Genomic DNA, 22,847 nt, shown 5'->3' on the forward strand with positions numbered 1-22,847 from the left:
CTAGTACTCCGGCGCCGGGGTCGGGATGATCACCGGGCCGAAGTTTACCGGCTCGAAGCACGGACGGTAACGCACGCGCGGCAGCCGTGCCGCCGGGTCCTGCTTGTAGAACTGTTTCAGCTGCTCGTACACGGCCGGGTAATGCTCGGTCAGCGCGTGCGGCGTTTCGAAGAAATACTCGGAGAACACCGCGAAGCACTCGGCCGGGTTTTCGGCCGCGTACAGGTCGATCGGGCTGTACAGGTCGTGGTCGGCGCGGCGGCTCAGGTCGTCGAAGGCCCGCGAGAAACTGCGTTTCCAGCCGGCGTAGTCCATGCCCTTGTGCAGCGGCGGACAGCCGTTGGCGTCGCCGGAGCGCATGTCGAGCTTGTGGGCGAACTCGTGGATGACGACGTTCCAGCCGTCGAGCCACGGCGATTCGGATACGTCCAGCCACGACAGCAGCACCGGGCCGTCGCTGCGTGCCTGGCCGGCAAGCACCTGCTCGAACTCGTGCACCAGACCCGCATGGTCGGTGTACCGGTCGCGGCTGAGGAACTGCCCCGGATAGACGATGACCTCGTGCCAGTCGTCATAGGCGTCGAAGCCGAGATGCAGGATGGGCAGCACCGCCTGTGCCGCCAGCAATACCCGCGCCGCGTCGCCGAGTTCCAGTCCGCCCACTGGCGTGATGGTCTTCTCGGCAAGGAACCACGCGGCGTGGTCGCGCAGGGTGAGCCGCTCGCTGTCGGAAAGGTCGATGAACAGCGGCGCACGCATTACCTGTTGCCACAGCGCATCGGGAATCGGGTTGGCGGCCAGCAGTTTGGCGCGCTTGCGGGTCTTGAGAAAACCGAACATGCGGACTCCTTGTTTGCTCAAGCAGATGGGTACAGCCGGCAGGGATTCAATGACCGGGCGTTGCATACCGACGAACCGACGGAAGGCGCGTATCAACGGTCATCGGCCCGGCCGCAACGCTGGCGAACCTGCCGCTTGTGGCCGGGCGACCGCGACGGCAAGCTGCACTGACGCTGGCGCAAGGTCAGTGGCACACAACAAGGCCCGACGGCCACTAGGGGAGAGACAAGATGAAGCTGCAACTCATCAGCATGGCGCTGGCAACGGCCGCCGCAACCGGCAATGCCGCCGGCGCGGTCAACGTGGTGTGCCAGACGACCAAGGGGGCGATCGACATCGTCATCCGGCCGGAGTGGAGCCCCAAGGGGGCCGAGCGCTTCCTGCAACTGGTCGACGCCGGCCACTTCAACCGCGTGCCGTTCTTCCGCTGTCTTGACGGCGTGCTGTGCCAGTTCGGCTTTCCGCAATCGAAGGCCGCGGCGAAAAAATGGTCCGCGATCGTCGACGATATGAAGCAGCCCGCACTGCGCCAGTTCAAACGCGGCTACATTAGCTTTGCCGGTGCCGGCACCAACTCCCGCACCGAACACCTGTTCATCACGCTGGGCGAAAAGGTCGAACACCTCGGTACCCAGCCGTGGGAAACGCCGATCGGCTACGTGACGCCCGCGTCGATGCAGCAGACCGTCAGCCGCTTCAACATGAGCTACGGCGACATTCCGCCCTGGGGCAAGGGGCCGGATGTGCAGAAGCTGCAGGGGCCGGGCGCGGCCGAATATCTGAACCAGAATTTCCCGGCGCTGGATTACATCCAGAGTTGCAAGCGGCGCTGACGTTCGATGCACAGGCCGGGTTGGATGAAATGAGGCCGGCATGGCGCGATCAAAACGGCGAAGGGCGGGGTGGGTGAACTTCGCCGGCCTGGCGCAGCCTGCAGGCAATCCGGAGGTGGATGGCTGCGCGTTTTTTGCGCGAGGCCGTTTGGCCTGAAAGTCCGGCGCCAGAACGGGCTACAGCGAGCGACCGTCAAAGTGCCTTAGTGGCAGCGACGACAACTCGACGGCTTCAAGGCAATTGGCATTGACCACCACCATTCGGTTTCCGGAGAGAATGCCTTCGGCAAATGTATGAACACCGCACTTTGGGCAGAATCGATGCTCAATGCGTTGGTTGCCGAAAGTGTAAGTGGCCAGCTTTTCCGAAGAAGTCTTCAAGCGAAACTGATCGGGCTTGACCCCCCACAGCAATGCGCCCTTCCTCGAACAGATCGAGCAGTTGCACGCGGTCACTTGGGTAAGTTCTCCCTCGACCTCAAAAGCAACCAGTCCGCAGTGACAGCTTCCTTCGTATTTCATTTTTCTGGTCCTTGGGTGTATGGCATCCGGGTGATGACGTCCGGGTTCGAGAACAGAGGCGTGACCGGAATGGCCTGAGCATGTCTTCCCGATTAGAAGGGCAGGTCATCGCTTATCGCGGTATCGGATTGCTGGCGAAGGGCTTTACTGGAAGAGAGGCCTGAAGAAAGTGCGCTCGTAGCTCAGGAAGCATTTTGTCTCCTTGGCGAACCTGAACGCCACTTGGCACTCGGGATCCTGGAGCGAGCTGATACGGTACTGCTCGTACGCGGCAAAAGACGGGAACGAGAACGAACCGAGGGCGATATTGCTTGCGCCCTCTGACGGGAGCAGGTAGCCATGGTGGACGCCGCCGAACTTCGGAATCAGCTTCAACCACATGCGGCAGTATTCCTCGAACTCGGAAATCTTGCTGGCATCAATGACGTAGCGAAGGTGACAGGTAATCATGAGTTTGAATTAGTGTTGTGGAGGTGGGTTTATAACGTTTGAATTAACCGGCGGGCGATATCCCTTCGGGGTTGAATGGAGTGTTAGAGAGTATGAGCTATCCACCGAACAAAACGATAAAGATCGTAGATTGCGTAGCCACCAACGAAAAATACGAATATCAAGATTGTTGCTACGGTGAGCTGCTCACGTTGTTTTCTGGATTTTTCAAATGAAGTCCATTCTAAATTGGATTGATTCGCTCTGCGATACACAACATTGTTTTTACTAAAACGCTCAATTTCTTCTAACGAAGCGATTCGAACTCTTTGCGAGCTTTGCTCGCTTGCGGATTTCAGTGCTGCGATTTCTAGTAAAAGCTTTTCGTTTTCAAGCTGTGTCTTCTTTACTTGGCGGAGCTGTATGGCGAAACCTACTGCGCCGGCTATCGGGGTGGCCATGCCAAGAATCAGTATCCAGAGGGTCTGAATTTCCACTTGTGAGCTCTAACGTGGTGTATGCACCACGGTGCATAACATGGCAAATAAAGGAATAGGCGACATGTTCGAAAACACATATCGATATGTTGATTGCTTTCAGTATTGTTTCTTATTGCTGACTTTGTGTGAGTCTACAGGTGTGTGGCGCAGAGAGCGAGTGGTGCGAAATGCATCAAGGCCGCGCGGTGCGCGGCCTTGATGCTGCGGGCAGAGCCGGGAATGGATTTACTTGGCAGCCTGCATGCTCAGCTGCAGTTCCTGCTGCGCGGCCGGGGTGAACGGGTGCAGGTGGGAGAGGAACTGCCGGCTGGCGGCGGCCCACGAGAAGCGTTCGGCGAAGCGGCGCACTTCGGTGCGGTCGATCTTCAGTGCGGCAAGGCAGGCGGCCTGCAGGTCTTCCTGCAGTGCGCCGGGGCCGTCGTTGCCGATGACGTCGATCGGCCCGGTAACCGGGTAGGCGGCGACCGGGCAGCCGCAGGCCATGGCTTCGAGCAGCACCAAGCCGAAGGTGTCGGTCCGGCTCGGAAACACGAAGACGTCGGCGGCGCTGTAGACTTCGGCCAGCTCGGTCTGGTTCAGCACGCCCAGCCAGTTGACGCCCGGGTATTTGGACTTGAGCGTGGCGGCGGCGGGGCCATCGCCACAGACCCACTTGGAACCGGGCAGTTCGAGTTCGAGGAAGGCTTCGACGTTCTTCTCGACCGCAACGCGGCCGACGTAGACGAAGATCGGCCGGCGCGTCTGCAGTTTCTCGCGCGCCACCGGCTTGAAGATGTCGAGGTCGACGCCGCGCGACCACATCACCGTCTTGGTGAAGCCGCGCGCCTTCAGGTCGTCGACGACGACACGGGTCGGCGCCATTGTCGCTTCGGCGGCGTTGTGGAAGTTCGCCAGCCAGCGGTAGGTCCACGCCACGGGAATGCCGAAGCGCAGCTGCACGTATTCGGGGAAGCGCGAGTGGTAGGCGGTGGTGAACGGCAGTTTGTGCCGGATGCAGTATTTGCGCGCGGACAGGCCGAGCGGGCCTTCGGTGGCGATGTGGATTGCATCCGGTTTGAAAGCTCCGATCCGCGCGGCGATCTTCTTGCCCGGGCGCCACGACAGGCGGATTTCCGGGTAGGTCGGGCAGGGGAAGGTGGTGAAATCCTGCGGCGTGATCAGCTCGACCGTGTGGCCGAGTTTTTCCAGCTCGTGCCGGGTCTGCTTGAGCGTGCGCACCACGCCGTTGACCTGCGGCTCCCATGCGTCGGTGACGATGAGGATGTTCATGCGGCAACCCTTTTTTCCATTGAGAGATCGGTGCTTTGCTTGCCGACCGGCAAGGCTTGCGGCTGGCGGGGGGCGTCGGGCGCGGCGATCAGCCGGGGTGCCTGCTGTTCGGCGTAGAACGTCTGCCAGGTGATGATCTTCAGCTCGCCGGCGTGGGTCTCGACCAGCGCGGTCAGGCTTTCGACCCAGTCGCCGTCGTTGCAGTACAGCACGCCGTCGATCTCGCGCATTTCGGCCTTGTGGATGTGGCCGCAGATGACGCCGTCGACACCGCGGGCCTTGGCTTCGGCGGCGACGGCTTCCTCGAACTTGCCGACGAAGTTCACCGCCGTCTTGACCTTGTGCTTGAGGTACTGCGACAGCGACCAGTAGCCGAGGCCGAGCCGCGCACGCAGCCGGTTGAACCAGTAGTTGAGCCGCAGCGTGATGCCGTAGGCGCGGTCGCCGACGATGGCCAGCCACTTGGCGCACTGGACCACGCCGTCGAAGCGGTCGCCGTGCAGGATCAGGAAACGGCGGCCGTCGGCGGTGGTGTGGATCACCTCGTCCTCGATGCGGATGTCGCCGAACATCAGGCCGAGAAACTGCCGCGCGCCTTCGTCGTGGTTGCCGGGAATGTAGGTGACCTGCGTACCCTTGCGCGCCTTGCGCAGCACCTTCTGGATCACGTCGTTGTGGCTCTGTTTCCAGTACCAGCTGCGCTTGAGCGCCCAGCCGTCGATGATGTCGCCGACGAGGTAGAGGTGCTCGCACTCGGCGTGCTTGAGGAAGTCCAGCAGGTAGTCGGCCTGGCAACCGGCGGTGCCGAGGTGGACGTCGGAGATCCAGATACTGCGGAAAGCCAGCGGCGCGTCACTCATTCGTAGGCGTCTCTGCGATGGGGTGAGGCCATCGTGCGAGGCGATTGTGACTGTGCCGTGACGCTGGTGCGTCAGGTCGATGACACGGGCAGAAAGGCAGGCACTGGCCATGCCGCGCATCCGTCCCGCGCTTGCCGGCTGTTGCAAACTCGCGTCAAATCCCGACCATGAATGCCAAGCAACGCCCCGATACTCCCTGCATTGCCGTCTGCTCGACCGGCCTCGGCGACGACGTCTGCCGCGGTTGCGGCCGCACCTTCATCGAAGTCGCCAACTGGGTGTCGATGACCGAAGCCGAGAAGGAGGCCGTGTGGCGCCGGCTCGAAGCGCACTGGGCCGGGCAGGGGCTGGTGCCACCCTGGCAGGCGCGCTGACCGTCACGGCGCGGCAGTGCGCAAATGCCGATACCGTGTCTCCAGCCTTTCTCCGGTCCGGCACTGACCTGAAAAGATAATGAACAGGCGCTAAGCTCAGAGGTGTGCCGAACGGAGTGCCGCCATGCCTGCCTCGCCCGCTGCGACAAAACGTCGGTCCAGCTATCCGCTACACGTCCATATTGCCTACCTGTTTGTCGCGCTGATCACCTGTTACGCGCTGGTCAACACCTTTTACCAGTACCGCAGTACCCGGCAGATGCTGCTGACGGCGACCGAGAGCCTGTTCGGCCAGATCGGCTCGCAAACGGTGCGCACGGTCGAAGGGATCTACTCGCCGGCGCTGACGGTGGTCGACCTGATGGCGCAGCAGCACCTGATGTACGCGCTCGGCCTCGACGAGCGCCTTGAGAGCCTAGCCTACCTGGCCGAGGCGCTGCAAAGCCAGCCCAGCCTGTCGGCGGTCTACATCGGCTACCAGAACGGCGATTTTTTCCTTGTCCGCAAACTGACCGGCGCGCCGCTGTTCGGCGCCGCCCAGCCGTTGCCGCCCGGCACGGCGTTTCTGGTGCAGAGTCTCAGCGAAGGCGACGGCGAGTTCCTTTATTACCGGCGGGACCTCTCCCTGATCGAAAAACGCTTTGCGCCGGGCTACCACTTCGACCCGCGCACCCGGCCGTGGTACCAGAGTGCCATTGGCAAGCCGGCGCACCAGATCAGCGATCCCTACCTGTTCTTCACCACGCGTGAAGTCGGCACCACGCTGTCGCGGCGTACCGCCAACGGCCGCAGCGTTGTCGGCGCCGACATCACGCTGGCCGTGCTCGACGACGTGCTGGGCAAGGAAAAGATGACGCCGAATGCCGTGCTCAGCGTGGTCGACGGCAAGGGCAACGTCATTGCCGCTTCGGGCGGGCAGACGCTGATGCGCAGCGCCGGCGACCACGAGATCCGTCAGGCGAGGTTGCCCGAGCTGAAACAGCCGGTGCTCGAGCGGCTGTTCGCCCCGTCGTTCGAGAGGGGCACCGCAAGCACGCTCGACGTCGGCGGGCAGGACTGGCTTGGCTATACCGCACCGATTCCGCTGCGCAGCGGCAATGCGCTGTTCCTGGCTGTCGCGGCACCGCAGAGCGAGCTGCTGGTCGATGCCCAACGGCTGCGCATGCGGTCCCTGCTGATCGCCACGGCGATTCTGGCCGTCGCGGCACTGGCGGCCTACGTGATTTCCAGACTGGCATCGCGACCGCTGAAGGCGCTGACCGAAGAAGCGCAGCAGATCCGCGCGATGCGCTTCGGCAAATCGGCGCCGATCAGCTCGTTCATCACCGAGATCGACGAGCTGGCCGAGGCGATGGCACTGATGAAATCGACGATCCGCAACTTCCTCGACATCGGCGAGGCGATGGCGGCCGAGCGCCGCTTCGAGCCCCTGCTGGCGCGCATCCTCGAGGAAACCACCAAGATCGCGCAGGCGAAGGGCGGGGTGATCTATCTGGCCGACGAGGCCGGCGGACTGGTGCCGGCGCAGGCGCGGCTCGACGACGTGGCGCTGGCCGACCCGCGCGCGCTGCCGGTCCTGAACTCGTGCAGCGACGGCATCCATCCTGCGGTGATTGCAATGGCGGGTGCGACCACGCTCGAATCGCTGCTGATCCCGGCGCTGAACGAGTGGTATGGCGCGTTCGGCAGCTTCGACAAGCCGCTGACGACGATTTCGATCCCGCTCAAGAACCGGCAGGACGAACTGGTCGGCGTGGTGTTCCTGCTGCAGGACGAAAAGGTGCTGCGCTACGGCGTCGGCCACGAGCTGATCACGCTGGTCGAAGCGCTGTCTGGCACGGCGGCGGTGACGATCGAAACCCAGCGGCTGATCCTCGAACAGAAAAAGCTGCTCGAATCGTTCATCCAGCTGGTTGCCGGCGCCATCGACGCCAAGAGTCCGTATACCGGCGGCCACTGCCAGCGCGTGCCGGAGCTGACCAAGATGCTGGCGCGCGCCGCCTGCGAGGCGAAGGCGGGCCCGTATGCCGGATTCGCGCTGTCCGACGACGAATGGGAGGAACTGCACATTGCCGCGTGGTTGCACGACTGCGGCAAGGTGACGACGCCCGAGTATGTCGTCGACAAGGCGACCAAGCTGGAAACGATCTGCGACCGGATCCACGAGGTGCGGATGCGTTTCGAAGTGCTCAAGCGCGACGCCGAGATCGAGATGCTCAAGGCCATCGTGGCCGGGGGAGACCGCAATGCACTGGCGGCGCAGCTGCGCGAAGAGCTTGCGGTGCTCGACGACGAGTTTTATTTCGTCGCCGAATGCAATCTCGGCGGCGAGTTCATGGCGCCGGAGCGCGTCGAGCGGCTCAAGGCCGTTGCTGCCCGAACCTGGCAGCGCACGCTCGACGATCGGCTTGGCATCTCGCACGACGAACTGCTCCGCAAGGGCGACGCGCCGCACGTGCTGCCGGCGACCGAGGCGCTGCTGGCCGACAAGCCCGAGCACCGCTTCCCGCGCAGCGCGCGCGACACGCTGCCCGAGGGGCACGGCTTCAAGATGACCGTGCCCGAGCTGCTGTACAACCGCGGCGAGCTGCACAATCTGGCGATCGGCCGTGGCACGCTGTCCGACGAGGACCGCTACAAGATCAACGAGCACATCGTCCAGACCATCGTGATGCTCGAAAAGCTGCCTTTCCCGCGCCATCTGAAGCGCGTGCCCGAGATCGCCGGCGGCCACCACGAAAAAATGGACGGCAACGGCTATCCGAAGCGGCTGACCCGCGACGAGATGAGCGACACGGCGCGGATGATGGCGATTGCCGACATCTTCGAGGCGCTGACCGCGGTCGACCGGCCGTACAAGAAGGGCAAGACGCTGTCGCAATCGATCGCGATCATGAGCAAGATGCGCGACGACGCGCACATCGACCCGGAGCTGTTCGCCCTGTTCCTGCAGAGCGGCGTTTACCTCGCGTATGCAAAGCGTTTCCTGCGCCCCGAACAGATCGACGACGTCGACATCGCCAGGGCGCTCGGCGCGACGGCATGACCGCATGCAACCATCCCCCGGAACGGGGCTGCATCCCGTAAAATGGCGGCTTCGTTCACGGATACGCGCAGCGCATGAAAATCGCTCTCGCCCAGCTCAATCCCAAGGTCGGCGATCTGGCCGGCAACCTCGACCTGATCCTTGCCGCGGCTTATGAAGCCCGCGATGCCGGTGCCGATGTACTGGTGACCCCGGAGCTGGCGCTGACCGGCTACCCGCCGGAAGACCTGCTGCTGCGGCCGAGCTTTCTCGCCGACTGCGCCAGGGCAATCGGCCGGCTGATCGACGAGGTCGACGGCATCACGCTGGTCGTCGGCCATCCGCGCGCTTCGGGTGACGAGCGCTACAACACCGCGACGGTGATCCGCGACGGCAATGTGCTCGGCCGTTACGAAAAGATGCTGCTGCCGAACGACGAAGTGTTCGACGAAGTCCGCTATTTCAGTCCGGGTGCCGTGCCGCTGGTCTTCGACCAGCCGGGTACCGACGGCGACCATCGCGTCGGCGTGGTGATCTGCGAGGACGTCTGGGACGTCGAGCCGGCCGCAGCCGCGCGCGACGAGGGCGCCGAGCTGCTGCTGGTGCTGAACGCATCGCCGTACCACAAGGCCAAACAGGACAAGCGCCACGAAGTCGTGCGTCAGCGCGTCGACGAGAACGGCATTCCGGTCGTCTACGTCAACATGGTCGGCGGCCAGGACGAACTGGTGTTCGACGGCCATTCGTTCGCGATGAACCGCGCCGGTGACGTGGTCGTCCAGGCGGAACCGTTCGCAACGACGCTCGCCTATGCGGACTATCTGGACGACGACCTGCAGCTGGGTGACGTTGCGCCCGAATGCAGCGAAGAGGAAAGCGTCTACAAGGCGCTGGTGACCGGCGTACGCGACTACATCACCAAGAACGGCTTTCCCGGCGTGCTGCTCGGCCTGTCGGGCGGCATCGATTCGGCGCTGACACTGGCGATTGCCGTCGATGCGCTCGGTGCCGACAGGGTCCATGCGGTGATGATGCCGTCGCGCTACACCGCCGACATTTCGGTCGACGATTCGCGCGACATGATCAAGCGCCTCGGCTGCCAGTATTCGGAAATCGAGATCTGGCCGGTATACGAGGCCTTCATGGCCGGGCTGGCCGGCGAGTTTGCCGGTACCACGGCCGACACCACCGAAGAGAACCTGCAGGCGCGCATCCGGGGCACCTTGCTGATGGCGCTGTCGAACAAGGGCGGCAAGCTGGTGCTGACGACCGGCAACAAGAGCGAGATGACCACCGGCTATGCGACGCTGTACGGCGACATGGCCGGCGGTTTCGCGGTGCTCAAGGACGTGGCCAAGACGCTGGTCTACCGGCTGTCGAGCTGGCGCAACCGTACCGGTGCCTTCGCGCTGGCCGACGTGATTCCCGAGCGCATCATCACCCGGCCGCCGAGTGCCGAGCTGCGACCGGACCAGAAGGATCAGGATTCGCTGCCCGAGTACGACGTGCTCGACGCGATCCTCGAGGCTTATGTCGAACGCAACCTCAGCCGTGCCGAAATCGTCGCGCAGGGCTTCCTTGCCGCCGATGTCGACCGCGTCGTCCGCTTGCTGCGGATCAACGAGTACAAGCGCCGCCAGGCGCCGGTCGGCCCGCGGATCACCCACCGCAGCTTCGGCAAGGACTGGCGCATGCCGATCACCAACGGCTATCGCGACTGAGTGTGGCCCCGCATAGCGGGGCGACGACGGCTGGAAAACGAAAACGGCGCCCATGGCGCCGTTTTTCATTGCCGGGCGGTGTGTCCGCTCAGGCCGGTTCCGCTTGCGGCTGATGCGTGAACGCGGCGAAGCGCTCGGCAAAGCCGGCGGGCTGTTCGATCAGCGACAGCGCCCAGTGCAGTGCGGCACGCAGCTGGTCGATGTCGTAATCGGCGTTGAAGCGGTGCAGCGCAGCGCCGTGCAGCAGGAAGCGCAGTGCCAGCGTTTGCGGGTCGCTCGGTGCGCTGGTGTCCAGACCGAACAGACGCGGCAGCACGCTGTCGAAGATCGCGCCGACACCGTCGTAAAGCTTGGCATCGCCGCGTGCCGCCATCCAGATCTGCAGCAGCGCAACGCTGGTGCTGTGCTCCGGGTAGGTCAGCGTGCTGTGCAGCATCAGGTGCACGCGCTCCAGCGGGGTCAGCGGGCCGAGCGCGAGGAAACGGGTTTCCTCGGCGGCGACCAGGCGTTCGACGACCATCGGGAGCAGGTCGTAACGTCCGCTCGGGAAATGGTGCCGCAGCGCGCCGCGACTGACGCCGGCGCGCTCGCAGATGCGCGTTTCGCTCAGTCGTGCGTAGCCCAGTTCATCCAACAGGGTAATGGTGGCTTCGATGAGCCGCGTTTGCGTCGCGCTGGAACGTTCGATTTGTGTCGCCATAGTCCAGCGATTTTATCCGAATGGTATGTTTTCAGACTTGGGGTTAGTACCAATGGTCACGGTTTCATTTCTGGCCATGTCCGGCTGAAGGCCGCGGTTTTCCTCGATTCACGCGTTCATCAAATATACATACACAAATGTTTTCATCTCGCATTCCGGACAAGCCGGATCAAAAAAGGGAAGAGATGAAAACCGTACACATGGCCTCCGGGTTGATTGCCTTGGGGCTGACCGCGCCGGCACTTGCGCTCAACATCCTGGTTTCGAACGACGACGGCTTTGCCGCCGCCAACGTCCGCGCGTTGTATGCCAGGCTCAAGGCGGCGGGGCATGACGTGATCGTTGCCGCGCCTTGCCAGGACCAGAGCGGCAAGGGTGCATCGATGAATTTCCTGACCCCGCTGACCCCGTTGGCCAAGGATTGCCGTGGCGGTACGGTCAAGGCCGGTGCGACGGCAGTCGGTACCGACCCGGCCATCGCCGACATCGGTTACGTCGACGGCACACCGGTGATGGCAACGATGTATGGCCTCGACATCCTGGCTCAGGCGCGTTGGGGCAAGGCACCCGATCTCGTGATCTCGGGTCCGAACGAGGGGCAGAACCTCGGCGCCATCGTCAATTCGTCGGGCACCGTCAGCAACGTGGTCTTTGCCGCCAGCCGCGGCATTCCGGCCATCGCAGTCAGCGCCGATGCGAATACCAAGGACAATGCCGCACTCGCCGATGAAGCCGCTGCTCTGACCGTGAAGTTTGTCGATGCGCTGCTCGCCAAGCGCGGCAGCGGCGCGATCCTGCCCGCCGGTACCGCGATCAACGTCAACCTGCCCAAGTTCGATACCGGCGGCAGCGCCAAGGTGCAGTGGGTATTCAGCCGCTTCGGCAGCTATACGGCGATGACGCCGAAGTTCGTGGCCGACCTTTCCAGGGATCCGGTCGCGTCGGGCTACGGCATCAAGTATCCGTATCCGGGTGTGACGTTCGCACTCAACAACACGCCGTCGGCGGCCGACGCCGGCAGCGAGTCGGCGTTGAACGCCAAGGGTTATGCGACGGTGACGACGATGCAGGTCGGCTTCGAAGCCCGCCCGCAGGCACAGCAATGGCTGCGCCTGCGTCTCAAAGACCTGCTGTCACAATGAGGCGCGCGATGAAGGAGTTCCGGTTCGTCCTGCCGCTGCTGCTGTCGGCATCGCTGGCAGCCTGCGGTGGCAGCGACGCCAGCAGCGAGGCCAGTGCACCGGCCGCCAGCGTGCCCAAGGTCAGTGTCGATGCCCTGCCGGCCGGCGGCTATGTCGTGGCCATCGGCAATGCGGATGCACCGACGATCGGGCAGTACTACAGCGGCAGTGACGGCAGCCGGCTGCTGATCGTCAACGACGGAGACGACGTTGCCCGGGCTGTGTACAAGCAGAACGCCGGCGGTGTCTGGCGTGCCGTGCCCGAGGCCAAGGCCGACGTCGACATCCGGCTGCTCGGGCAGGAGGCGCGCACGAGTCCGGCAGTCGACGCTGCACAGCGCGCCGGCCGTTACACCGTGGTGCTGGCCACGGGCGCGGCAACGTTCTCGCTGTCGGCGCAAGGCGCCATCACCGCCGACGGGTCCGGCTGCCGGATCAGCGGCCAGACCGGCACGAGCCCGCTGCCCGGTGCGCAAGAGCTGACGCTGGCGTTTGCCGGCTGCGACGGCCTGCCGGCCAGCGCCACCGGCGTCCTGCTGACGGATCCGGATTACGCCCCGGCCATACTGCGGCTGGTCGTCGACGACGGCAGCAAGGTCGTCGACCTGTGGGCCTACCCGGCCTGAGCCGGCTGGAGGCGGGCGGCCCGTCGGGCTGCCCGCACGCCGGCATACCGATCTGTTGGTAACACCGTGGCAGCCATGAACTTGTCATCTTTCCGCAATGCACCGGTTCTAGACTGGGCCGATCTTTCCCTTGCAGAACCCGCCATGTCCGATGGTCGCGACATCCTGCGCGGTGATCTCGACCAGATCATCGCCCAGGGACGACTCAATGCGCTGTTCCAGCCGATCGCATCGATGCGTGACGGCGAAGCTTTCGGGTATGAAGGACTGGTGCGCGGTCCGTCGACGAGCTTTCTGCATTCGCCGATCAATCTGTTCCGCGTCGCCGAGGAGTGCGGCCTGCTGGCGCAGCTCGATTTTGCCTGCCGCCGCACCATCGTCGCGGCCTTCGTGCGCGAACGGCTGCCGGGCAAGCTGTTCCTCAACGTCTGCCCGGCAACGCTGATCCACCCCGATTTCCGCCCCGGTGCGACGCTGGAAATCCTTCGTGACGTCGGCCTGTCGCCGCAGCGGGTGGTGATCGAGCTGACCGAAACCCAGCCGACCCATGACTACGACCTGCTGAAAGAAGCGCTGCTGCATTACCGCGAAATGGGCTTTCGCATCGCCATCGACGATCTGGGCGAGGGTTTCTCGGGCTTGCGGCTGTGGTCCGAGTTGAAGCCCGAATACGTCAAGATCGACAAGTACTTCATCCAGGGGCTGACGCAGGATGCGCAGAAGCGCCAGTTCGTCCGCTCGATCCACCACATTGCCCTGAACACCGGGACCCGGGTCGTCGCCGAGGGCATCGAAACCCCCGAAGAGCTGGATGTCGTGCGCCGCATCGGCATTTCGCTGGCGCAGGGGTATCTGATCGGCCGGCCGCAGCCGAATCCGCCGCAAAGACTGGCGCTGGAGTTCGATGGTGTCGAGCGGCCGCAGCTCGGCAGCGGTCGTCAGGGCAGTGCCGGCGATCTGCTGGTCGACGTGCCCAAGGTATCCCCGGACGAGCCGGCCAAGGCCATTTACCGGCGTTTTGCCGATGATGCGACGCTGTACGCGCTGCCGGTGGTCGACGGCATGCGGCCGGTCGGCCTGCTCAAGCGTCACGAGGTGCTCGAGCTGTTCGCCCGGCCGTTTACGCCGGAGCTGTTCGGCAACCGGCCGTGCAGCGTGCTGATGGACCGCAGCCCGCTGATCGTCGAGGCGTCGACCAGCCTGCAGGAGCTGTCGCAGCTGGTCACGGCGGCCGAGCGCCGCTATCTGGCCGACGGTTTCATCGTGACCTCGCAGACGCACTATCTCGGCATGGGGACCGGCCATGACCTGATGCGGGCGATGACCGAACTGCAGGTCAGGGCGGCAAGGCATGCCAACCCCTTGACCTTGCTGCCGGGTAACGTGCCGATCCAGGAGCGGATCGAACGCTGGCTGGCGGAGCGGCTGCCGTTCACGGTCGCGTATTTCGACCTCGATCATTTCAAGCCGTACAACGATGTCTACGGCTACGCGCGCGGCGATGCGCTGATCCAGCTCTGCGGTGAAACGCTGCTGGCCTGCGCCGATCCGGTTCGCGACTTTGTCGGCCATATCGGCGGTGACGATTTTGTCGTGCTGTTCCGCTCCGACGACGCACAGTTGCGTTGCCAGAGCGCACTGATGCAGTTCGAGCAGGCCTTGCCGCGTCACTTCTCGGCCGAGCACATGGCGGCCGGCGGCTACAGTGCCGCCGACCGGCGCGGGATGATGCAGCGTTTTCCGCTGGTCAGCCTGTCGGCGGGGCTGGTCGACGTGGTCGCACGCGATTTCGCCAGCCACCACGAAGTGGCGGCGGCAGCGGCGAGTGCCAAATCACTGGCCAAGCGCGATCCGGGGTCGACCCTGTTCGTTGAACGCCGCAGCGGCCCGCACGCGCCGTCCTGGTCGGTGGCAGCCTGAGGCGGAGGACGCCATCCGGCGGCGGGCTCCCATCGTGGTTCGACCGATTGTTCTTGTTGCCGGGGTGCTGCACGGGCTTCAGGTTTTTGTGTACGAGGCGGCGCACTGGCCACCCGTCTCCGGACCTGCCGGGGGAGAGGAGCCGGCCAGCCGCGGGGGCTGACCGGTTACAGCGTCAGGCCGTTTCGCCGGCGGTATGCGCGCCGTAGATGGCTTCCAGCAGTGCATCGGTGCCCAGTTCCTGACTGGCAAAACGCAGCAGCGGCGCAAGCTGCGCCAGCAGGGCCGGCAGGTGCGGGCGGACATCGTCGTGATCGCCATGTGCCAGCAGGCCGATCGCGTCGGCCAGCGCCAGCGTGCTTGGTGCGCGTCGTTGTGGCAGCGTGATCCGGTTTTCGCCCGGAGCGGCGTCGAGGCGGGCGATGGCGGCCTCGAACAGTGCGTGCGCGTCCGAGCAGTCGTCATGCACGGTGTTGGCGATTGCCAGGCTGGCGGTCAGGCTCAGCTGTTCGCCCCGGAAATTGACCCGCGCTGCCGCGACCGTCTGGCACAGGCGCTCGGCAAGTACCTTGGCCTGATCCAGCGTCGTGCCCGGCGACAGCACGGCAAAGCGGCCGGCGTCGATATGGGCCAGCGTGTCCTCGCGGCGCAGCTTGGCCGTCAGGTGCTTGGTGAATACGCCGAGCAACTGTTCGGCGAGCCGGGGGCCGACGTGGGCAGCAAGCGTGTCGAAACGGTCGAGTTGCAGCAGCAGCATCGATACTTCGGTGCCGTGGCGATGCGCGTAGGCGAGCGCCTGCTCGGTCTGCAGCGACAGCAGATGCGGGCTGCCGGCGCCGGTGTTGTCGTGCGTCGCGGTCTGTGCCTGCTGCAGTCGCGCGGCGTCGAGCGCGCGCTGGCGCTCGGCCAGTTCGATGTTGGCATGGACGCGCGCGAGCATTTCGCTGCGGTCGGTCGACTTGGTGATGAAGTCGTTGGCACCGTGGGCGACGCACTTTTCGCGCGTGGCCTCGTCTTCCTCGCCCGAAACGATGATGACCGGCAGCTGCTTCAGCCGGACGTCGTTGCAGGCGCGCAGCCGGTCGAGCAGGCCGATGCCGTCGAGTTCGGGCATCGACAGGTCGGAGATCAGCAGCTGGATCGATTCATCCTGCTGCAGGCGTCGCCAGCCGGCTTCGCCATCCCCTTCCTCGATGACGTCGTAGACGTCGGCCAGGTGTTTCCTGACTGTGGCACGGACGATGCGCGAGTCATCGACGATCAACAGGCGGGGCAGGGGGGAATCGGACGACATGAAGAACCTCGTTGTTACAGGCTGGCCGTCAGCCTAGCACAGCCCTGCTGCCGATTGCCCTGCCGCGCACGACATTGGATGCACGACCGGACAACTGCGGCATGCTGACCACAGGCCGGGGTGCTTTTGATAACGCGACCGGGCGGGGCTGCAGCATGTTTCGGTCATATTGTTGTGTAAATAAACCACTTGGCTGCCGCCGGCGAATCGCCAAGAATCGCGGCGAGGCAGCAATGCTGTCATATCTGACGAGGTAAACACCATGAACAAATCGATCCGCTCCCTTTTCCTTGCCACTGCCATGCTGCTGCCGGTCTCGGCCGCATTCGCCGCGGATGCGTCGGCACCGGCCGACAGCGCGACGCTGGCTTCAGTGCTCAAACTGACGTCGGCGCAGCAGGAAAAAATCCAGGCGATTCGTGACGCCGAGCAGAAGCAGATCGCTGCGATTGATACCAGCAAGATCAAGCCGGGTGTCTTTCAGGCCATGATCAAGTCGGGCCAGTGGGACGAGGCGCAGGCGAAGCAGCGCATCGAGGCCGTGGGGGATGTCGACAATCAGGTGACCTACATCCGGGCCAAGGCGCTGTTCGACATCAGCCGGATTCTGACCGCCGAGCAGCGGCAGCATTTTCAGTCGCTGTTTGCCAAGGAACTGGCGGCGGATTGAGTTTGGCCTGTCCCCGGGAGGCGGCCGGAAGCCGCCGCCCGGAGGCTTGGATTGAAACGGGTGCCGTGATCAGTCGGACTCAGCGGCCGTAGGCATAGCCGAGGCCTTCGGTCGTGGCGATCTCGGCGGCCGTCTGATGCGTACGGCCCGGAAACACCGTGTGCTGCACGGTCAGCTGCTTGCTGTTCAGCGTTGCAGCAAAACGTGCCGTGTCCTCGAGATAGGGGCTGTCTTCGAGTTCACCCATGCTCAGGAACACCCGCTGTGCACCACGGTACTGCTCGCTTGGCGCTGCTTCGGCCTCGCCGGAGAGCAGGTAGTCGTGGTACCAGAGCGCCGGGCTGTTGATCAGGTAGTGGCCGAACAGCGGCGCGTCGTGGACCAGGGCATGGCTGGCGAGCAGCCCGCTCAGCGAGGTGCCGTGGAGGCCGCGTTGTGCCGGCAGCGTCAGATAGCGTGTCTCGATTCGCGGCACCAGTTCGTGCTTGAGGAAGGCGAGGAAGTTCGGGCCACCCCCGGTAATGCGCAGCGCCGGATCGGTGTTGCCGAGGTAGTCCTCTTCGGGTTGCCAGTAGGTCGGCGTGTAATCGCGTTCGCGGCGCAGCCAGCACGCCGGTTCGGGGTCGGCGCAGCCGATGCCGACAACGATGAAAGGCCTCAGCTTGCCGGCATCGTGCAGATCCTTGAACTGCTGCCTGAATGTGTCGGCGACGAGGAACCAGTCCAGCACGTACAGCACCGGATACGCCTGATCGGGCTGGAAACCGTCCGGCAGCATCACTTCGATCGGGTAGTCGGTGCCCGCGGTATCAGGGCCGAACGTCAGCGCTTGCACGTGTTGCGACGTCAGGCTGAACGTGTACTGCCCGATGTAGTTGCAGCTGCCGAGATCACGCCAGACCGCGCGGTTTTCAGCCGTTTCGGGGGCATGGCCCCGGGTCCACCAGTTGGCCAGGTAGTTGCGGCCGTGACGGCTGACCACCGCGTTGCCGTTGTAGGCGGTCTGGTCGCGCCAGACGTCGCCGCACGCCAGCGGCGGTTGTGCAGGGTCCAGCACCAGCCAGGGCTGGCCGCCGCCGAGCGGACCGGCGTGTTGCTGTGGCGGCTGTCCCTTCGTCCACCACTGGGCACGGTAGTCGGTGCCGGCGACGGTAACCGTGTCGCCGGCGTTGTAGACCTGATCGGGTTGCCATGCCGGCGCGGCCGAAAGCCAGGCGCTGGTGAACAGGGAGAGGGTGGCGGCGGCCCAGGCGGTTTGCATCGGGGTTCCATCCGGTTGCGGGCTTGCGCACATGCGCACGCCGCATCATGCCAAATGCATGAAGCCGGATCGCCGGCGCCGGTCGGCGACGACCGGCCCCGGGAAGGCGCGCCGGTCTACTGGTGGCCGAAAGCCCGTTCGCGCAGCGCCTTGAGCTGATCGCGCAATTGCGCGGCTTTTTCGAATTCGAGATTCTTCGCCGCGGTCATCATGTCCTTCTCGATGCGCTTGAGTTCCTTGGACAGGTCCTTCTGGTCCAGGTCCTCGACAAGGCGCTGGTGCTTGGCCTCGATCCGCGCGGCGGCGGCATCCTCGGCGTTGTAGACGCCGTCGATGATGTCCTTGATCCGCTTGGTCACCGACTTCGGCACGATGCCGTTGGCCTCGTTGAAGGCCATCTGCTTGGCGCGGCGGCGTTCGGTTTCATCGATGGCCTTTCTCATCGACTCGGTGATCCGGTCGGCGTAGAGGATCGCCGTACCGTTGAGGTTGCGCGCGGCGCGGCCGATGGTCTGGATCAGGCTGCGCTCGCTGCGCAGGAAACCTTCCTTGTCTGCGTCGAGGATCGCCACCAGCGACACCTCGGGAATGTCGAGGCCTTCGCGCAGCAGGTTGATGCCGACCAGCACGTCGAACACGCCGAGGCGCAGGTCGCGGAGGATCTCGACGCGCTCGACCGTGTCGATGTCCGAGTGCAGGTAGCGCACCTTCACGCCGTGCTCGTCGAGGTATTCGGTCAGCTGTTCGGACATCCGTTTGGTCAGCGTCGTCACCAGTACGCGCTCGTTCAGCTCGGTGCGCTTCCTGATCTCGGACAGCAGGTCGTCGACCTGGGTCGTGACCGGCCGCACCTCGATGCGCGGGTCGACCAAGCCGGTCGGCCGCACCACCTGCTCGACGACCTGACCCTGATGGTCCTTCTCGTAGGCGGCCGGGGTGGCCGAGACGAACACCGTCTGCGGCATCATCTGCTCGAATTCCTCGAACTTCAGCGGCCGGTTGTCCAGCGCCGACGGCAGCCGGAAGCCGTAGTCGACAAGGTTTTCCTTGCGCGAGCGGTCGCCTTTGTACATCGCGCCGACCTGGCCGATCATCACGTGCGACTCGTCGAGGAACATCAACGACCCTTCGGGCAGGTAGTTGATCAGCGTCGGCGGCGCTTCGCCGGGCTTTTTGCCGGAAAAATGCCGCGAGTAGTTCTCGATGCCCTTGCAGAAGCCCATCTCGTTGAGCATTTCGAGGTCGAAGCGTGTGCGCTGTTCGAGCCGCTGCGCCTCGACCAGCTTCTGCTCCTTGTAATAGAACTCGAGTCGGGTGCGCAGCTCTTCCTTGATTGTCTCGACCGCGCGCAATACCGTGTCGCGCGGCGTCACGTAATGGCTGGACGGGAACACCGTGTAGCGGCCGAGACGCTGCCTGATATGGCCGGTGAGCGGGTCGAACAGCTGCAGCGTCTCGATCTCGTCGTCGAACAGCGAGATCCGCAGTGCCAGCTCGGCGTTTTCCGCCGGAAAAATGTCGATCACGTCGCCGCGCACGCGGAAGGTGCCGCGGGCGAAATCGGTCTCGTTGCGGTCGTACTGCATCGCGGTCAGCCGCTTGATGATCTCGCGCTGCTCGTGCTTTTCGCCTTCTTTGAGGTGCAGGATCATCTTGTGGTAATCGGACGGGTCACCGATACCGTAGATCGCCGACACGGTGGCGACGATGATGCAGTCCGGCCGTTCGAGCATCGCCTTGGTCGCGGAGAGGCGCATCTGCTCGATGTGCTCGTTGATCGCCGAATCCTTCTCGATGAACAGGTCGCGGCTCGGCACGTAGGCTTCGGGCTGATAGTAGTCGTAGTAGCTGACGAAGTACTCGACCGCGTTCTCGGGGAAGAACTCGCGGAACTCGGCGTACAGCTGCGCCGCCAGCGTCTTGTTCGGCGCCATCACGATCGCCGGCCGGCCGGTGCGGGCGATGACGTTGGCCATCGTGTAGGTCTTGCCCGAGCCGGTAACGCCAAGCAGGGTCTGGTACTTCAGGCCGTCCTCGATCCCTTCGATCAGGCCGGCAATCGCCGTCGGCTGGTCGCCGGCGGGCGGGAAGGGCTGGAACAGCTTGTACGGTGAGTTCGGGAATTCAACGAACATGATCGGTCTCGGGCGCGAATGCAATCGATTGTACGCGCCCGGCCCGCCGGCATGCAGGGGCAAGCCGGGCTTCGGGCCAAACTTCCTTCCGTACGCAGGCGGTGCATCCGTCCAGGGGCAGGAAAGCCGGGTTATTGATGTTCAATGTCTATGGTATATGCAACACAGTTGCATTTGTGAGATGCTTGATGAAACTGAGTTGCATTTGAGGGCTCGGTTTGCACAGCTGTGCGCGTCTTGGCGGCTCCCCGGTTTTACCGGTTGCGTCTACTGCCCGGGGTGCCGGCCAACGCGTACAGACCCTCCCGCCGATTCCGAAAGCAGCCCCCGCCCCGGGCCGAGCCGCTTTCGGATGCCATCCCGAAGTCATGGAGTTTTCATGCTTGACCCTCACCGCCCGTTGCGGGCGCGCCCGCTGACGCCGCTGCTCGCGGCCTTTACCCTTGCGTTCTCGCCTGCCGCGCTGGCCGATGACCGGAAAACCGAGTCCACGCTTTCGCCGCTGGTGGTCACCGCCAATCCACTCGGCAGCGGCGACCTGGCCGTTCCGGTCACCCAGCTGGCCGGGGATGCGTTGCTGCTGCGTGACGCCGGCACGCTGGGCGAAGTACTGACCGGCCTGCCCGGCGTGGCGTCGACCTCGTTCGGCCCCGGCGCCAGCCGGCCGGTGATCCGCGGGCTCGACGGCGACCGTATCCTGCTGCTGCAGAACGGCACGGGGGCGCTGGATGCCTCGGCGCTGTCGTACGATCACGCGGTCGCGCAGGATGTCGCCGTTGCCGAGCGCATCGAAATCGTCCGTGGCCCGGCCGCGCTGCTGTACGGCGGCAACGCCATCGGCGGCGTGGTCAATACGCTCGACAACCGCATTCCGTCGGCGCAGGTCGATGGCGTGTCCGGCGCGGCGAGACTCGAGTACGGTGGCGCAGCCAACGAGCGCGTGGCCGGTGCCCGCGTCGATGCCGGCAACGGCGACTATGCCGTGCACGTCGATCTGTTCGGCCGCCGCAGCGATGACCTGCGCATCCCCGGCTATGCCTGGTCCGATCGCCAGCGTGCCGGGCAGGGCAGTTACCAGCCGCCACAGCATGAACACGGGCATGAAGAGGGCGAGCACGGGCACGAGGCGCCGGAACCCGAGTCGCCGTATGGCCGGCTGCCCAATAGCGACAGTCGTGCGCATGGTGGTGCCTTCGGCGTGTCGCGGACGTGGGACGACGGCCATCTGGGCTTCGCCTACAGCGGCTACCGCAGCAACTACGGTTCGGTGGCCGAAGAGGACGTCCGTCTGGACCTGAAGCAGGACCGGTTTTCGCTGGCGTTCGCCAAAAACGGACTGGCCGGCCCGTTCACCGGCATCAAGGCCGATCTGGCCTACACCGATTACGACCATCAGGAACTGCACGGCAGCGAGGTCGGTACGACCTTCGGCAATCGCGGCTACGACGCGCGGATCGAAGGGCGCCATGCCGCCGTCGGCGCGCTGACCGGCGTCGTCGGTGTGCAGTTCGGCCAGACACGCTTCTCGGCGCTGGGCGAGGAAGCCTTCGTGCCCAATACCGAAACGCAAAAGATCGCGCTGTTCGTGCTCGAGCAGTGGCAGGCGGCGACAGCGCAGTTCAGCGTCGGTGGCCGTATCGATTACAGCAGCCTCAGCCCGAACGCCTCGGACAACCGGCGTTTCAAGAACAGCGAGTCGCGTTCGTTTACCGCCGGCTCCTTGTCGGCCGGCGTGGTGCAACCGCTGGCCGGCGGCTGGTCGCTCGCCGGCAATGCGGCGTACACCGAACGCGCGCCGAGCCAGTACGAGCTGTATGCCAACGGCGAGCACGTCGCCACCGGCACGTTCGAGCGTGGTGATCCGGATGCCGGCAAGGAAAAAGCCGGCTCGCTGGACGCGGCCCTGCGTTATCAGGCCGGCGCCGACCGGCTCTCGCTTGGTGGCTATTACAGCCACTTCGCCAATTTCATCGCCCTTGAACGTACCGGCCGCTGGTGCCATTCGCACGGCGATCACGACCACTGCGGCAAGGTGCAGCGCGAGGGCGAATCGCCGGAATACGCCTACGAGGGCGTGCCGGCCAAGCTGTACGGCTTCGAGCTCGACAGCAACTGGCGCGTGTACCAGCACGCAGCGCAATCGCTCGATCTGCAGCTATGGGGGGATGTCACGCGGGCCGAACAGCGCAATACCGGCGAGCCCCTGCCGCGCATTCCGCCGATGCGAGTGGCCGGGGCGATCGTCTACGGCTGGGGTGCGCTTTCGCTGCGGGCCGAGTTGCAGCATGCGGCCGAGCAGGACCGCGTACCTCGCAACGACACGCCCAGCGACGCCTACACCGTGGCCAACGTAGCGCTCAGCTACCGTGTCCGCCATGGCGCGACGGACTGGACGGCCTATCTGCGCGGCGACAATCTGGGCAACGAGGAAATCCGCTACGCCAGTTCGCTGACCCGCGATATCGCCCCGCAGGGCCGCCGCAGCGCCAGAGCAGGGCTGGCCGTGCAATTCTGAGTACCTGCCAGCCGGATTTTTCCGGCCGGACCGCAATCCTCCGTTGGCGGATTGCGGTCCGGCGCGAAGGGCTGGAACAGCGCGCGCGGCGAGCTCGGAAATTCGACGAACAGGGTGATCCGGTCGAGAGACGGTGACGGGGAAAAGGAATTTATCCCGCGGACCCGCCTCC

At 64.5% G+C, this 22,847-nt stretch carries 19 protein-coding genes; 9 read left to right on the plus strand and 10 right to left on the minus strand.

What is annotated here, in order from left to right; all coding sequences use genetic code 11:
* Window positions 1-840 (minus strand): M90 family metallopeptidase, encoded by an 840-nt coding sequence (locus tag JMJ54_RS09940; RefSeq protein ID WP_203538274.1) that lies wholly within the window; start codon window positions 838-840, stop codon window positions 1-3.
* Between the two features lie 230 nt (window positions 841-1,070).
* Between JMJ54_RS09940 and JMJ54_RS09945 the strand changes: the two genes are divergently transcribed.
* Window positions 1,071-1,673 carry a peptidylprolyl isomerase gene (locus JMJ54_RS09945; protein ID WP_203538276.1) on the plus strand — a complete coding sequence of 201 codons (603 nt, stop codon included), beginning with the start codon at window positions 1,071-1,073 and terminating at the stop codon, window positions 1,671-1,673.
* A 177-nt stretch (window positions 1,674-1,850) separates the two neighbouring features.
* On the opposite strand, the gene JMJ54_RS09950 is transcribed toward JMJ54_RS09945, so the two are convergent.
* From JMJ54_RS09950 to JMJ54_RS09970, 5 genes are all read right to left on the minus strand, one after another.
* Window positions 1,851-2,195 (minus strand): GFA family protein, encoded by a 345-nt coding sequence (locus tag JMJ54_RS09950; RefSeq protein ID WP_203538278.1) that lies wholly within the window; start codon window positions 2,193-2,195, stop codon window positions 1,851-1,853.
* Window positions 2,196-2,339: 144 nt separating this feature from the next.
* The gene (locus tag JMJ54_RS09955) at window positions 2,340-2,645 is read right to left on the minus strand and encodes an NIPSNAP family protein (RefSeq protein ID WP_203538280.1); all 306 of its coding nucleotides are present in this window, start codon (window positions 2,643-2,645) and stop codon (window positions 2,340-2,342) included.
* Between the two features lie 83 nt (window positions 2,646-2,728).
* Window positions 2,729-3,121: a hypothetical protein gene (locus JMJ54_RS09960; protein WP_203538282.1), complete on the minus strand. Its 393-nt coding sequence runs from the start codon at window positions 3,119-3,121 to the stop codon at window positions 2,729-2,731.
* A 228-nt stretch (window positions 3,122-3,349) separates the two neighbouring features.
* Window positions 3,350-4,393 carry a glycosyltransferase family 4 protein gene (locus JMJ54_RS09965; RefSeq protein WP_203538284.1) on the minus strand — a complete coding sequence of 348 codons (1,044 nt, stop codon included), beginning with the start codon at window positions 4,391-4,393 and terminating at the stop codon, window positions 3,350-3,352.
* The gene (locus JMJ54_RS09970) at window positions 4,390-5,253 is read right to left on the minus strand and encodes a UDP-2,3-diacylglucosamine diphosphatase (protein ID WP_203538286.1); all 864 of its coding nucleotides are present in this window, start codon (window positions 5,251-5,253) and stop codon (window positions 4,390-4,392) included. The genes JMJ54_RS09965 and JMJ54_RS09970 overlap by 4 nt, the downstream gene beginning before the upstream one ends.
* Window positions 5,254-5,420: 167 nt before the next feature.
* On the opposite strand from JMJ54_RS09970, the gene JMJ54_RS09975 reads away from it, so the two are divergent.
* From JMJ54_RS09975 to JMJ54_RS09985, 3 genes are all read left to right on the plus strand, one after another.
* The gene (locus JMJ54_RS09975; RefSeq protein WP_203538288.1) at window positions 5,421-5,627 is read left to right on the plus strand and encodes a DUF1289 domain-containing protein; all 207 of its coding nucleotides are present in this window, start codon (window positions 5,421-5,423) and stop codon (window positions 5,625-5,627) included.
* Between the two features lie 124 nt (window positions 5,628-5,751).
* Entirely contained in the window at window positions 5,752-8,673 is a 2,922-nt protein-coding gene (locus JMJ54_RS09980; RefSeq protein ID WP_203538289.1) for an HD domain-containing phosphohydrolase, read from the plus strand.
* Window positions 8,674-8,747: 74 nt separating this feature from the next.
* On the plus strand, window positions 8,748-10,373 hold the full coding sequence (locus tag JMJ54_RS09985; RefSeq protein ID WP_203538291.1) for an NAD+ synthase: 1,626 nt from the start codon (window positions 8,748-8,750) through the stop codon (window positions 10,371-10,373).
* An 88-nt stretch (window positions 10,374-10,461) separates the two neighbouring features.
* Here the strand turns inward: JMJ54_RS09985 and JMJ54_RS09990 are convergent, their stop codons facing one another.
* The gene (locus JMJ54_RS09990; RefSeq protein ID WP_203538293.1) at window positions 10,462-11,073 is read right to left on the minus strand and encodes a TetR/AcrR family transcriptional regulator; all 612 of its coding nucleotides are present in this window, start codon (window positions 11,071-11,073) and stop codon (window positions 10,462-10,464) included.
* 185 nt (window positions 11,074-11,258) lie between these two features.
* Here JMJ54_RS09990 and surE point away from each other — a divergent pair, with 185 nt between their 5' ends.
* The 3 genes from surE to JMJ54_RS10005 all read left to right on the plus strand — a co-directional run bounded on the left by surE (window position 11,259) and on the right by JMJ54_RS10005 (window position 14,800).
* The gene (surE, locus tag JMJ54_RS09995) at window positions 11,259-12,215 is read left to right on the plus strand and encodes a 5'/3'-nucleotidase SurE (RefSeq protein ID WP_203538295.1); all 957 of its coding nucleotides are present in this window, start codon (window positions 11,259-11,261) and stop codon (window positions 12,213-12,215) included.
* Window positions 12,216-12,223: 8 nt separating this feature from the next.
* Complete coding sequence (locus tag JMJ54_RS10000; protein ID WP_203538297.1) at window positions 12,224-12,880, plus strand: hypothetical protein; 657 nt, start codon at window positions 12,224-12,226, stop codon at window positions 12,878-12,880.
* A gap of 144 nt (window positions 12,881-13,024) precedes the next feature.
* Entirely contained in the window at window positions 13,025-14,800 is a 1,776-nt protein-coding gene (locus JMJ54_RS10005) for a GGDEF domain-containing protein (protein WP_203538299.1), read from the plus strand.
* A 175-nt stretch (window positions 14,801-14,975) separates the two neighbouring features.
* On the opposite strand, the gene JMJ54_RS10010 is transcribed toward JMJ54_RS10005, so the two are convergent.
* A complete protein-coding gene (locus JMJ54_RS10010; RefSeq protein WP_203538301.1) occupies window positions 14,976-16,094 on the minus strand; it encodes a GGDEF domain-containing response regulator in 1,119 nt (372 codons plus the stop codon).
* 262 nt (window positions 16,095-16,356) lie between these two features.
* Between JMJ54_RS10010 and JMJ54_RS10015 the strand changes: the two genes are divergently transcribed.
* On the plus strand, window positions 16,357-16,764 hold the full coding sequence (locus JMJ54_RS10015) for a Spy/CpxP family protein refolding chaperone (RefSeq protein WP_203538302.1): 408 nt from the start codon (window positions 16,357-16,359) through the stop codon (window positions 16,762-16,764).
* 79 nt (window positions 16,765-16,843) lie between these two features.
* Here the strand turns inward: JMJ54_RS10015 and JMJ54_RS10020 are convergent, their stop codons facing one another.
* Together JMJ54_RS10020 and uvrB are read right to left on the minus strand one after the other, a co-directional pair.
* On the minus strand, window positions 16,844-18,025 hold the full coding sequence (locus JMJ54_RS10020; RefSeq protein WP_203538303.1) for an alpha/beta hydrolase-fold protein: 1,182 nt from the start codon (window positions 18,023-18,025) through the stop codon (window positions 16,844-16,846).
* Between the two features lie 116 nt (window positions 18,026-18,141).
* Complete coding sequence (gene uvrB / locus JMJ54_RS10025; protein ID WP_203538304.1) at window positions 18,142-20,160, minus strand: excinuclease ABC subunit UvrB; 2,019 nt, start codon at window positions 20,158-20,160, stop codon at window positions 18,142-18,144.
* A gap of 379 nt (window positions 20,161-20,539) precedes the next feature.
* Between uvrB and JMJ54_RS10030 the strand changes: the two genes are divergently transcribed.
* Window positions 20,540-22,675: a TonB-dependent receptor gene (locus JMJ54_RS10030; RefSeq protein ID WP_203538305.1), complete on the plus strand. Its 2,136-nt coding sequence runs from the start codon at window positions 20,540-20,542 to the stop codon at window positions 22,673-22,675.
* Window positions 22,676-22,847: the final 172 nt, after the last annotated feature.

Origin of the sequence: Jeongeupia naejangsanensis (genome assembly GCF_016865585.1) — a bacterium.
GTDB lineage: Bacteria > Pseudomonadota > Gammaproteobacteria > Burkholderiales > Chitinibacteraceae > Jeongeupia > Jeongeupia naejangsanensis.